At 33.7% G+C, this 13,440-nt stretch carries 13 protein-coding genes; 11 read left to right on the plus strand and 2 right to left on the minus strand.

Going from position 1 to position 13,440, the window contains the following annotated elements:
• Window positions 1–314: 314 nt before the first annotated feature.
• The 10 genes from thrS to BC952_RS12565 all read left to right on the plus strand — a co-directional run bounded on the left by thrS (window position 315) and on the right by BC952_RS12565 (window position 8,711).
• Window positions 315–2,261, plus strand: a complete 1,947-nt coding sequence (gene thrS, locus BC952_RS12520) for a threonine--tRNA ligase (RefSeq protein ID WP_121365986.1) — start codon at window positions 315–317, stop codon at window positions 2,259–2,261.
• A 16-nt stretch (window positions 2,262–2,277) separates the two neighbouring features.
• Complete coding sequence (gene infC / locus BC952_RS12525; protein WP_370273076.1) at window positions 2,278–2,835, plus strand: translation initiation factor IF-3; 558 nt, start codon at window positions 2,278–2,280, stop codon at window positions 2,833–2,835.
• 100 nt (window positions 2,836–2,935) lie between these two features.
• Complete coding sequence (rpmI, locus tag BC952_RS12530) at window positions 2,936–3,133, plus strand: 50S ribosomal protein L35 (protein ID WP_022827375.1); 198 nt, start codon at window positions 2,936–2,938, stop codon at window positions 3,131–3,133.
• Between the two features lie 100 nt (window positions 3,134–3,233).
• The gene (rplT, locus tag BC952_RS12535; protein WP_121365987.1) at window positions 3,234–3,578 is read left to right on the plus strand and encodes a 50S ribosomal protein L20; all 345 of its coding nucleotides are present in this window, start codon (window positions 3,234–3,236) and stop codon (window positions 3,576–3,578) included.
• Between the two features lie 150 nt (window positions 3,579–3,728).
• Window positions 3,729–5,450, plus strand: a complete 1,722-nt coding sequence (locus BC952_RS12540; RefSeq protein WP_121365988.1) for a tetratricopeptide repeat-containing sensor histidine kinase — start codon at window positions 3,729–3,731, stop codon at window positions 5,448–5,450.
• A gap of 11 nt (window positions 5,451–5,461) precedes the next feature.
• Entirely contained in the window at window positions 5,462–6,130 is a 669-nt protein-coding gene (locus tag BC952_RS12545; RefSeq protein ID WP_121365989.1) for a response regulator, read from the plus strand.
• A 161-nt stretch (window positions 6,131–6,291) separates the two neighbouring features.
• Window positions 6,292–6,579: a hypothetical protein gene (locus tag BC952_RS12550; RefSeq protein ID WP_121365990.1), complete on the plus strand. Its 288-nt coding sequence runs from the start codon at window positions 6,292–6,294 to the stop codon at window positions 6,577–6,579.
• A gap of 66 nt (window positions 6,580–6,645) precedes the next feature.
• Window positions 6,646–6,957 (plus strand): hypothetical protein, encoded by a 312-nt coding sequence (locus BC952_RS12555; RefSeq protein WP_121365991.1) that lies wholly within the window; start codon window positions 6,646–6,648, stop codon window positions 6,955–6,957.
• A 248-nt stretch (window positions 6,958–7,205) separates the two neighbouring features.
• Window positions 7,206–7,670 carry a hypothetical protein gene (locus BC952_RS12560; protein ID WP_147405283.1) on the plus strand — a complete coding sequence of 155 codons (465 nt, stop codon included), beginning with the start codon at window positions 7,206–7,208 and terminating at the stop codon, window positions 7,668–7,670.
• 237 nt (window positions 7,671–7,907) lie between these two features.
• Window positions 7,908–8,711 carry an endonuclease/exonuclease/phosphatase family protein gene (locus tag BC952_RS12565; RefSeq protein ID WP_121365993.1) on the plus strand — a complete coding sequence of 268 codons (804 nt, stop codon included), beginning with the start codon at window positions 7,908–7,910 and terminating at the stop codon, window positions 8,709–8,711.
• Window positions 8,712–8,743: 32 nt separating this feature from the next.
• On the opposite strand, the gene BC952_RS12570 is transcribed toward BC952_RS12565, so the two are convergent.
• Both BC952_RS12570 and BC952_RS12575 read right to left on the minus strand, forming a co-directional pair.
• Window positions 8,744–9,586, minus strand: a complete 843-nt coding sequence (locus tag BC952_RS12570) for an isoaspartyl peptidase/L-asparaginase (RefSeq protein ID WP_121366180.1) — start codon at window positions 9,584–9,586, stop codon at window positions 8,744–8,746.
• A 75-nt stretch (window positions 9,587–9,661) separates the two neighbouring features.
• The gene (locus tag BC952_RS12575) at window positions 9,662–10,534 is read right to left on the minus strand and encodes a cyanophycinase (protein WP_121365994.1); all 873 of its coding nucleotides are present in this window, start codon (window positions 10,532–10,534) and stop codon (window positions 9,662–9,664) included.
• Window positions 10,535–10,805: 271 nt separating this feature from the next.
• On the opposite strand from BC952_RS12575, the gene cphA reads away from it, so the two are divergent.
• Complete coding sequence (gene cphA / locus BC952_RS12580; protein WP_121365995.1) at window positions 10,806–13,430, plus strand: cyanophycin synthetase; 2,625 nt, start codon at window positions 10,806–10,808, stop codon at window positions 13,428–13,430.
• Window positions 13,431–13,440 lie beyond the last annotated feature (10 nt).

Raw genomic sequence — 13,440 nt, forward strand, 5'->3', positions numbered from 1 at the left:
TAGGGATAGCAGCAAAAAGCCCACAGTCTCGTCTTTTCGGACGAGACGAGGACTTGTAGCAAATAGCCCGACTTATCAATACAAAAAGGCGATTACCCTTTACAATAATCGCCTCTCTGTATTTTATAAGGAACGCCAAAATGATACTCTAATTGAAATGAATAGCAGGAAATAGCTCGCAATAGGAAAAAACCTCTTTACCTATACACAAGGAGTACTGACTTTGTATTTACATCTATATAGCAACAAACCTTACATATATATTGTATCTATTTCTGCAATGCTCTATATTTGCATTCTTAAAATATTAAACGATGATTAAGATTACTTTGCCCGACGGGTCAGTTAGAGAGTATGATTCAGGGGTAACTCCCATGGATGTTGCTAAAAGCATTAGTGAAGGTTTTGCTAGAAATGTAATTTCGGCTTCTTTTGATGGTACAACAATTGAAACTTCAACTCAATTAACGACGGACGGGAGTCTTACATTATATACATGGAATGATGCTGATGGTAAAAAAGCTTTCTGGCATTCAACTTCGCACGTGATGGCACAGGTTCTTGAGGAAATGTATCCTGGAATAAAACTAACTCTTGGACCAGCAATATCTAATGGATTTTATTACGATGTAGATTTTGAAGATCAGAAAATTACAGATGCTGACTTTAAAAAGATTGAAGATCGTGTTCTTGAAATTTCAAGAGGAAAGCATGAATTCAAACTACGTCCTGTTTCTAAAGCAGAAGCTTTAGAACTATACAAGGACAACGTTTATAAAACTGAATTGATTACTAATCTTGAGGACGGAACTATTACTTTTTGTGATCATGATACATTTACTGACTTGTGTCGTGGTGGTCATATTCCGAATACCGGAATTATCAAGGCGATGAAAGTTATGAGCGTTGCTGGAGCCTACTGGCGTGGCGACGAAAAGAACAAACAGTTAACTCGTGTTTACGGAACTTCGTTTCCTAAACAAAAAGATTTAACTGAATACTTGGAATTACTGGAAGAAGCAAAACGTCGCGACCATAGAAAACTAGGAAAAGAATTGGAGTTGTTTGCTTTTTCTCAAAAAGTAGGTGCCGGTTTACCATTGTGGCTACCGAAAGGTGCTGCTTTGAGAGATCGTTTAGAACAATTTTTGAAAAAAGCACAGAAAAAAGGTGGTTACGAGCAAGTGGTTACGCCACATATTGGTCAGAAAGAATTATATGTAACTTCGGGTCATTATGCTAAATATGGTGCCGATAGCTTCCAACCGATAAGCACTCCTGCAGAAGGAGAGGAATTTTTATTGAAACCAATGAACTGTCCTCATCACTGTGAAATTTATAATGTACGTCCATGGTCTTACAAGGATTTGCCAAAGCGTTATGCTGAATTTGGAACTGTTTACAGATACGAACAAAGTGGCGAACTACACGGCTTGACTCGTGTAAGAGGGTTTACTCAGGATGACGCACACATTTTTTGTACTCCGGAACAACTGGACGAAGAGTTCAAGAAAGTAATTGACTTGGTATTATATGTATTTGGTTCATTAGGATTCGAAAACTTTACTGCTCAGATTTCCTTGAGAGATAAAGAAAATAGAGATAAGTATATAGGTACAGATGAAAACTGGGAAAAAGCAGAAAATGCCATCATCAATGCTGCTGCAGATAAAGGTTTGAATACTGTAGTTGAATATGGCGAAGCGGCTTTCTATGGTCCAAAGTTGGATTTCATGGTGAAAGATGCTTTAGGAAGACAATGGCAGTTAGGAACCATTCAAGTAGATTATAACCTACCAGAACGTTTTGACTTGACCTACAAAGGATCTGATAACGAATTACATAGACCGGTGATGATTCATAGAGCTCCTTTTGGCTCAATGGAACGATTTATAGCTATTTTACTAGAGCACACTGCAGGAAATTTCCCGCTTTGGTTAATGCCAGAACAAGCTATAATATTGTCTTTGAGCGAGAAATATGAAATATATGCGAAAAAAGTTTTAGATTTGCTAGAAAATCACGAAATTCGCGCCCTCATTGATAATAGAAACGAGACAATCGGGAAGAAAATCAGAGATGCCGAAATGCAAAAAACCCCGTTTATGTTGATCGTAGGCGAGGAAGAAGAGAAAAACGGAACCATCTCTATCCGTCGTCACGGACAAGAAGGAAAGGGAAATATCAGCGTTACAATAGAAGAATTTGTTGCTATTGTAAACGAGGAAATCAATAAAACATTAAAAGTATTCACAGTTTAACTTAAATTATAAAGTCATAGCAATAAGAAGCAACAGAGGTTACCAACCTCGCGTAGAAAAAAAAGATGCCCACAGAATAAACAGCCTTATTCGTGGTGTACAAGAAGTGAGACTTGTAGGTGAAAATATTGAGCCTGGAGTTTTTAAACTTTCAGAAGCTTTAAGATTAGCTGACCAATTTGAATTGGATTTAGTTGAGATTTCCCCTAATGCTGAACCTCCGGTTTGCAAAATCATGGATTACAAGAAATTTGTTTACGAGCAAAAGAAACGTGATAAAATCCTAAAAGCGAAATCTACACAAGTAGTCGTTAAGGAAATTCGTTTCGGACCTCAAACAGATGAGCATGATTATGAATTTAAGAGAAAGAACGCAGAAAAATTCTTGAAAGAAGGAGCAAAATTGAAAGCTTTTGTTTTCTTTAAAGGGCGTTCTATTATTTACAAAGATCAAGGTCAAATCTTATTATTAAGACTAGCAACAGATCTTGAGGAATTTGGAAAAGTAGAAGCGATGCCAGTTCTGGAAGGAAAGAGAATGATTATGTTCATTGCTCCGAAGAAGAAGAAATAAATACGTCCTAAGTTCAAAAGTCTTAACGTTAGATTTTATGACTTTTGACTTTAAGACAAAACGATAAGTAAGTAAGAATAAATTAAAACACTAGGAAAAAATGCCTAAAATGAAAACCAAATCTAGCGCCAAGAAACGTTTTAAAGTTACTGGTTCTGGAAAGATTAAAAGAAAGCATGCTTTTAAAAGTCACATCTTGACTAAAAAATCTAAAAAACGTAAATTAGCATTGACACACTCTGCGCTAGTTCACAAAACAGATATGAAAAGCATCAAACAACAATTAAGAATTATTTAATAATTCTTTAGGTTAAAACAATTTAAAATAACCTTGGAGTATGGCCATTAAGTGCTTTTGATTCAATTCAAGCCGCCTACTACAAAAAAACAATAAAATTATGCCAAGATCGGTAAATTCAGTTGCTAAAAGAGCAAGAAGAAAAAAAATAATGAAGCAAGCCAAAGGTTTCTTTGGTAGACGTAAAAACGTTTGGACAGTTGCTAAGAATGCGGTAGAGAAAGCAATGTGCTACGCTTACCGTGACAGAAAAGTGAACAAAAGAAATTTCCGTGCTTTATGGATTCAACGTATCAACGCTGGAGCTAGATTGGAAGGAATGTCTTATTCACAATTCATGGGTAAAGTAAAAAAGCATAATATCGAATTGAACCGTAAAGTTCTTGCCGATTTAGCGATGAACCACCCAGAAGCTTTCAAAGCAATACTTAATAAAGTAAAATAAACGTTTTATCAACTCAATTTAGCTTACTTACTTATAGAAAAACCTCAATCGAAAGATTGGGGTTTTTTGTTTTTAATTCCATTTTAGAATTGAAACCATATATACATCAAATAACTTTTGTAATAAAGTTATTTGATGTAATTTCGGAAGATGGTTTTTAAAAAATTATACTTCCCCGCTTACATCGCCGTATTAATAGTCCTTACCTTTTTACAATCCTGTAATAAAAAGCCTAAAGACAGCACTCCAAAAAAATTTGATCGAGTAGAAATCAACCGACTCATAGATATTGGCCACAAACATTATGAAAACGAAGCATTTGACAGTTCCTATTATTACTTTAATAAGGCTAAATATGCTGCAGAAATAAAAAAAGATACTTCCAGAATTATTCAGTCCTTAAGTTGGATGGCAGAAATACAGCGTAATCAAGGAGATTATTCCGGCAGTGAAACTACAAGCATTGAAGCTTTTCCCTTTATAGAGAATTCTAATAAATACTTGTATGGAGAGACTAATATATATATTGGTCTAGGGAACAATTACCTAATCACATTCGATAATGAAAATGCAATATATTACTACAAAAAAGCAATCAATTCAAAAACTGATGCAGAAATAAAATCGGGTATTAAAAATAATATCGGGTTGGCTTACACTGAAAAGGGTGATTATCAAAAAGCAATACAACTTTTCTTGCCTTTGATTCTAAAAATGGAAATCAAAAATAATCAAGAGACATTTGCTCGAATAAATGATAATTTGGGGCATACTTATGATAAATCCGGAAATTCAAAATCATTTTTTTATTTGAATACAGGATTAAAAATAAGAGAAAAAATCAAAGACAACCGGGGATTAATCTCAAGCCATTTGAATTTATCTGAATATTATAAAAAAAGAAATTCCAATTTATCTAAAAAACATGCTCTACTCGCATACAAAAAAGCAACTATAGTGAAGGCTGTTGATGAACGTTTACAATCTTTAAAACTATTAATACAAAATAGCTCAACAGATGAATTAAAAGAACATTCACTCGCTTTTATCCATATAAATGACAGCATCAACAAAGTTAGGCAAAAAGCCAAAAATCAATTTGCTAAAATCAAATACGATTTTAAGAAAGAAAAAGATGAGAATGTTAGATTAAAAGCGCAAAAAGAAATTGAATCCGAAAAACAAAAAAAGAAAAATATACTTCTATATGCTATAGTTGCAATTATTACTGTGGTTAGTATCATGATAACAAATCTAATACTAATTAAAAACAGAAGAGAAAAAATAAAAGTCTCCTACAATACTGAGATTCGAATTGCAAAAAAATTACATGACGAATTGGCTAATGATGTATATCATACAATGGCTTTTGCTGAAACACAAGATTTATCGGACATTCACAATAAAGAAATACTAATTTCAAATCTCGATACCATTTATTCAAGAACACGAAATATTTCTCGAGAAAACGACACCATGGAAACCGGCCGATTCTTTATGTCTAATTTGAAAGAAATGATGTCTGGATTTAATACAGCCAATGTAAACGTGATATCAAACGGTATTGAAACAATTAATTGGAAAACCTTAGAACAAAATAAGAAAATAATCGTTTACAGGGTGCTCCAAGAAATACTCGTCAACATGAAAAAGCATAGCCAAGCTAGTTTAGTTGTATTAACTTTCAAAAAAAATAAAAATAAATTACAAATTGATTACACTGATAACGGGATTGGAGCAACGTTTGAACAATTAAATTCAAAAAATGGACTGCAAAATGTGGAAAACCGTATTAAATCTATAAAGGGAACAATTACTTTTGATAGTAAATCCAATAAAGGATTTAGAATACATATTGTTTTCCCAATATAACACCAATTTCTATGTTCAAAAAAGTTTTAGTTGCCGAAGATTTAGACTCTATAAGCATTGCCATAGTTAAAGCACTTGAAGAACTTGCTATCCTAGAAATTCATCATGCCAAATACTGTGATGACGCTTTTTTAAAAATAAAAAAAGGGCTACATACCAGTACACCTTATGACTTACTAATTAGTGATTTGTCATTTAAACCAGACCACCGAGAAAGTAGATTTTCATCTGGAGAAGAACTTATTGATGCTGCAAAAAAACTCCAGCCAGACCTCAAAACTATTGTATTTTCTATTGAAGATAAATCCTTTAGAATAAAATCTCTCTTTACAAACTTAGAAATAAATGCTTATGTTTCTAAAGGTAGAAATAGTATTCCCGCACTCAAAAAAACAATCCAACGTATTTATAATAATGAAGAAGTAAAACTATCTGCTGAATTATCTTTAGCTTTAAGAGATAATTCTCTTTTTGAAATTGAATCGTATGATATAGCGCTTTTGAAATCATTGTCAAAAGGATTTACTTTAGAGAATATCTCATCTGAATTTAAAGAATCAGGAATTGTACCTAATGGCAATAGTAGTTTGGAAAAACGCATCAATAAGCTCAAAATATATTTCAAGGCAAATAATAATGTTCATCTTATCGCAATAACAAAAGATTTAGGACTGGTCTAGTCTACTTTTTATCTCTTCCTAAAGCGAAAGTCTTAAGAATAATTGAATTATTTCTGCCATTTTTTAATATTTTTATTAAAAAAATAGTGCTTGTACGGTTTCCCGTAAGGATATGATTTATAAAGATCTTAGGTTTACCACATAAATTTAAATCACTATAAATGGCCAATTTTACAAGAGAAGATTTAGCATTCTCAGGATATTCTCAAACGATAAATCTGGAAAATAACACCAATCATATTGAAATTCTGGACCGAATTTATGTTGATAAAGTAGAAGAATGTGAAGTAATCCATTTTTGCAACCAGTTCTTGGAAAAATATAAAGTACCCCAAACAAAAGCAAGTTTTCAAAAAGTAGAAAGCTTTTTACAACATTCCGCATTAGAAAACGAAGTCTACAGAACTCAATTACAAGATTGGATTGCAAGCAATTGGATAAAAATATAGCAATTCCTTTATTTTTTATCAGGTTTAAAAATTGGAATGAAATTAAAAATACGATACTTCTTAAAAATGAAAAAAAACATCTTGTTAAGTCTTCTACTTATAATATTGTTTTCTTTTCCTTCAAAACAATCGTTACAAATTCATTTAGAAAAGGTTCCTAAATATGAAGGTAATGGTTCATTGACTGACAAACCTGATAACAAAATTTTAATATCTGAACAAGATATTAATCTTGAAATTTTTGATAAATGGAATACAAAAAATACAGTTGACATTTTTATAAATCAAAAAACAATGAAATGTTCCTCAAGACAACGAAAAGGGAAAATTATTTATTCCAAATACTGTACAGAAAATTATAAAACAGAATTTGAATAACATTTTATTGACAAATGAGGAAAACCGTAGACTAATGATTTTTTAAGATTGTAAGTTTGAAATCAATTACTAAACTAATCTAATGCAATTATTACTTTTTTTCAATTTTGATCTATTATTTTCAATACAAATTGCTGTAATCCTAATAGGAACTGCTTGTCTCATTTATTTGGTATATCAAATTTGGAAAAACAAATAAGATTATTGGACTGGAACAACAAAAAATACAGAATGACCAAATCATGAAAATGAATAAAAATAAACTTTACAACAGAATAATTTTTAAAAATAAATTCAAGGAAATTACTTTAGCAGAACACGGAATAATTTTAAATAAAAGAGGAAAAATAAAAAAAGAAATATTATTTTCTGAATTGGATCAAATTTATATTTCTGTAAATAAAATGAAGCTCCGTGATAAATTTTTAATAATCTTAGTGCTACTCTTTTCTGGACTATTTTCTCACTTATACCTACAAGTTGACATACCAATAATTCTCGCGTACTTGACAGTCATTATTTTCATTTTAAAAATGAATAAATTCAGAAACTATACCTTACAAATACGTCTAAAAAACGGAACTGCTTTTGAAAAAAAAATAGCTGTAAAATTAAAACAAGAAGCTATAGATCTTATAAATGAAATTCGAAAAGAGATTTATGACTCTAAAATTAATAATGGTACTAAAATCTTAATTGAAATTTGTGCCTAAATGATATATCCTCAAAACTGCTAATTCTTAATCAAATAGGTACATTCAATACAATTCCGTTTTAAATTAAAATATATAATCTTCTTAACAAAACAAGAGACAGTTTATCATTAAAGTGAATCCTTACCTATCTTTACATTCAAAATCTGAAATAAAAACTTGAACTTATCGTGTGGTTTTATATTTTATACAAAGTCATTTTAAAATAAATTCATTAAAATATTCTGTTACTAATAAATGAAATACAGCTACTCCTTCCTGTTCCTACTCATTACTACTTTTACTTTCTCTCAAACCAAACTCGTTTCATGGAATCTTGAAAATTTTGGTAAATCAAAATCCGAAGAATCGATCAACTATATTGCAAATTCGCTGAGAGAATATGATATTGTCGCCATACAGGAAGTCGTGGCAGGATATGGTGGCGCGCAGGCAGTAGCCAGATTAGCGGATGAACTGAATCGTAAAGGAGCAAAATGGGATTATGTGATTAGTGACCCTACCAGTAGCAGCGCTTATAAAACTGAACGATATGCTTTTATCTGGAAAACGAGTAAAATTAAAAAAATAGGAAAAGCCTGGCTAGAAAAAAAATACCATTTAGAAATAGACAGAGAACCCTATTTCTGTACGTTTCAATATGAAAACAAACAATTTACAATCGTTAATTTTCATGCGATAACAAAGAAAAGACAACCTGAAACCGAAATTAAATATTTTAAATTTCTACCGGATGAATATCCCAATTTAAATTTAATTTTCGCGGGTGATTTCAATTGTCCGCAATCGCATACTGTTTTTAATCCTTTGAAAAAAATGGGCTATCAGTCAATTTTGGTTGACCAAAAAACATCGCTGAAACAGGAATGCAAAAACGATAATTGTCTGGCTTCGGAATTTGATAATATGTATTTTAAATCTTCGAAAATCAATACTATAAATTCAGGAATTATTCCGTTTTATAAAAACTTCAATTCTCTAAAAGAGGCCAGAATAATCTCTGACCACATTCCTATTTGGTTTGAATTTTCTTTGAATTAATACTAAATAAATATCCCTTTAAACAGAGAATATTAATCAAAAACTTTAAAATTATTGCCATCAAAACTGGCAAAAACCATACTTGGATGCGAATCCTGATGAAATATATTTCCTTGACTGTCAATGGCAATTGCTCCTGCAAAACCATCATAAGGTTTTAATTCATCAAATGTTTTGGAAAAAGCATCTTTTAGCGTAAAACCATCGGTAACCCGAGTGACGATTTTTGCCGCGGTGGCATTACTCACAATATCCTCTCCCACTCCGGTCAAACTCACTCCACAAAATGCATTTGCATAATTCCCGGCTACAGTAGCCGAATCAGAAATACGTCCCGGAATTTCAAATCCTTTTCCGCCTGTTGAAGTTGCGACAGCAATTTTTGCGTTATGGTCCAAAGCAACACAACCTACGGTTCCTGTCCCCAATGATTTCAGTTTTGCTTCATACTCCGCTCTTCGTTGTGGAATTTCAGTTGAAAAAGGTTCAAAACCATGTTGTCTGGCAAAATTAGTTGCTCCACTTCCACCTAAAATTCTGTCGTCATATTGCATCAGTATTTGTGCAACCTGAACAGGGTTTTTCACTTCTTCGATATTGATAACGCCACTCATTTTCTGAGTTTCACCATCCATAACGGCGGCACTCATTCTGATTTTTCCGTCACTTTGTATTTGGGATCCAATTCCGGCATTGAATAATTCGTCATCTTCCAAAAGAGAAACGGCATAAACAACTGCTTCTAATGCGGAATGCGTTTGTAAAAAGGCATAGGAATCTTTTACAATTCTTTCTAAAGCCTTTTGCTTGGCCACTTTTGTTTCGTGATTGGTTGATGATTCCGAAAAAAAACCACCATGTATAATTAGTTTCATATTATTGGTTTCGATTAATGGTGTTGCGTGATGAGATTTGGACGAAAGCATAAAACCTATTCTCCAAAACCTGAATTATAGGTAATGGGAAGATTGAATGTGCATTTTATGCGTTTCAAGATTATAAGTATCAAATTTGCTCATAACGTGTGTTACCAAATGTGAAATGGATATTGGTTGTCCTAATTCTACTTTCGTTAAATTAGTATCTTTTATTTCGCGACCGTCTACTAAAATAACCAAACCAGAACCTATCGCTTCCATTTCTTTATTATTGGTAATTAGCAATCCTGTATCTTCTCCAAGTCCTATTCCCAGTACTCTCGGATTTCCTACAACGGCTTGAAAAAGTCTACCGATTCTACCGCGTTGTACAAAATGAGTGTCGATAATAACGCCATCAATTAAACCCAATCCGCTCGAAATTTTCACTTCGCCTTTCAGTAAAGCCTCTGAACTGCTTCCTTGATAAATCATGTTATTAGAGGCTGCTGCGGCTCCAGCCGAAGTTCCGGCATAAATAAATTCTTCATTATGGTATTTATCCAACAACATGTCATGAAATGGTGTTCCTCCAAGAATGGAACTCAATCGCAGTTGATCGCCTCCAGTGAACATTACAATGTCTGCTGCTTTTAATCGAGATAAAACTGTTGCATCAGCAGCTTGTTCTCGTCTTTCGATATGCAATATATCTACATTTTTAGCATTCAAATATTCAAATGCCTTAACATACTCAGGGCCAATTTCTCGTGGAATGACTGAAGCTGTTGTAATAATTTCTATGCGGGACTTCTCTTTGTGTTTTGATTCATTAAGTATCCTTTTTAAAATTCCAGTTTCAAAAAAGTTTAAATTATTATTGGCATTTTTATCTAAATCGGTTTCGGTAAAACTTCCTTTATCTACAGCACCGCCTATTATTATTAGTTTTCCTAGTATATTCATTTGGTAAAAATAACCAAAAAGATAAAAAAAAGAACCTTTGAAGTTCTATTTTTTTTCAATAGTTGCGAACAGAGATACTATTAATTAATTTTCAAAGAATTAATTTCAATTCGTATTGTAAAAAACTTTAATTTAGTTGCATTCTAATCTTATTTAGATTGAGTTGTTATATTGTACTTTACCTATTTTTTCCAAAACAACACTGGTCAAAAATGAAAATTAAGCCTTTGTATTCAACTTTTTTTACACAAAAAAATAATCTTCTGTTTCTATGAAAATAATTAAAGTACAAGCCCTTCGTGGTCCGAATATCTGGAGTATTCAAAGAAAAAAATTAATTCAAATGCGTTTGGATTTGGAAGAAATGGAGCAGTTCCCTACCAATAAAATTGACGGATTTAAAGAACGGATTGAAACTATGTTTCCTTCAATGATTGAACACCGTTGCTCTGAAGGTTGTCGTGGGGGATTTTTTTCCAGAGTAGAACGTGGAACCTGGATGGGACATGTCATCGAACATATTGCACTCGAAATTCAGTCTCTTGCCGGAATGGAAACCGGTTTTGGAAGAACAAGAGAAACTAAAACTCCAGGAACGTATAATGTAGTTTTTAGTTATACGGAAGAAAATGTAGGTCTTTTTGCTGCAGAATCCTCTGTTGCCATTGCCGAAGCATTAATTGCGGGAACTGAATATGATGTGAATGCCGATCTTCAGAAAATGCGAGAAATACGCGAGCGCGTGAGACTTGGGCCAAGTACCGGAAGTATTGTAGAAGAAGCTGTCTCTAGAGATATCCCATGGATACGCCTTGGAACAAATTCTTTAGTACAACTTGGATATGGTATCAATCAAATGCGTTTTCAGGCAACTATTACCTGTAAAACCAGTAGTATCGCGGTAGATATTGCCTGCAATAAAGAACAGACTAAAAAAATGTTGGAGATGGCCTCTATCCCTGTGGCCAGCGGAAGCATTTGTGTAAACGAGGAGGATTTAACTGAAACTATAAAAAAAATCGGCTATCCCATAGTACTCAAACCATTAGATGGAAATCACGGAAAAGGTGCCTCCATAAATGTTAACAATTGGGAAGATGCTGTATCCGGCTTAGCATTTGCACAAGCATACGGCAAACGTGTCATTGTAGAAAAATTCATAACTGGTTTCGATTTTAGAATATTGGTTATCGATAATAAATTAGTAGCTGCCGCAAAAAGAGTTCCTGCTCACGTAGTAGGAAACGGAACGGATAGCATTCAGCAGTTAATTGATACCACAAATCTGGACCCAAGAAGAGGTTATGGCCATGAAAATGTGCTGACTCAAATTGATGTTGACCGTGATACCGAAGATTTATTAGAAAAACTGAACTATACTTTGGAAACTATTCCAAGAATTGGTGAAATTGTATTTTTAAAATCTACCGCAAATTTAAGCACCGGAGGAACTTCTGTAGACGTTACTGATATGATGCACCCCGAAAATATCTTTCTTGCCGAAAGAATTTCAAGAGTCATTGGACTCGATGTTTGTGGAGTTGATATTATGGCCGAAAATTTAACGCAACCATTAAAAGAAAATGGCGGTGTAATTCTGGAAGTCAATGCGGCTCCTGGTTTTAGAATGCACCTTGCTCCTTCTGAAGGATTGCCCAGAAACGTGGCTGCACCGGTAATTGACATGCTGTATCCTCCGGGAAAATCGTGTCGTATTCCTATAGTTGCCGTGACGGGAACAAATGGGAAAACCACCACTACCCGACTATTGGCACATATTGTAAAAAATAATGGTTTCAAAGTAGGTTTCACCACATCAGATGGGATTTATGTTCAAAACCACATGATGGAAAAAGGAGATACAACAGGACCTCTTAGTGCCGAATATATTTTGAGAGATCCAACTGTAGAATTCGCAGTTCTGGAAACTGCCAGAGGCGGAATTCTTCGTTCTGGTTTGGGCTTCAGTCGCTGTGATATCGGGGTAATCACGAATATTCAGGAAGACCATTTAGGTTTAAGTGACATTCATACTTTAGACGATTTGGCCAGAGTTAAAGCAACAGTGGTCAAAAGTATCAAGAAAAACGGCTGGGCTGTTCTAAATGGTGACGACGAACATTGTATAAAATTAGGAAAAGACCTAAATTGTAATGTAGCTTATTTCAGTTTGAGCGAAGACAGCGATTTTATCAAAAAACTTTGTGCCGAAGGAAAAACAGTTGCAGTCTACGAAAATGGCTATATCACTATCAAAAAAGGAGAATGGAAAATCCGCATTGAACGTGCCACTCACGTTCCTTTAACATTAGGTGGAAAAGCGAAATTCATGATTGCCAATGTCCTTGCTGCTACTCTAGCGAGTTATTTATGGGGTTTCAAGACTGAAGATATCAGTTTATCCCTTCAAACTTTCATTCCAAGTGCCGCTCAAACGCCAGGACGTATGAATATTTTTGAATTCAAAAAATTCAAAGTCCTAATTGATTTTGCTCACAATGCATCCGGTTACAAAGGTGTCGAAGAATACCTTCAAAGCGTAGATGCTACCAAGAAAATTGGAATTATTGCAGGAGTTGGTGATCGCCGAGACGAAGACATCAGGGAATGTGCCACTATTGCGGCCCGAATGTTTGACCATATCATCATCCGACAAGAAAAATACCTGAGAGGAAGAACCGAAGATGAAATTATTAATTTAATCCTGGACGGGATAAAAACTTCAGGAAAAACTGTTACCTATGAAATTATTCCTAAAGAAACTGAAGCGATAAAACATGCTATAAATTGTGCCGAAGAAGGAAGCTTCATCACCGCCTTAAGTGACGTAGTGACAAACGCTATTGATATTGTACAAGAATATTTAGACAAAGAAAATGAACACGGAGTGGTGTAATTTTTTCAGG

This window comes from Flavobacterium limicola, from assembly GCF_003634755.1.
Classification (GTDB): Bacteria; Bacteroidota; Bacteroidia; order Flavobacteriales; family Flavobacteriaceae; genus Flavobacterium; species Flavobacterium limicola.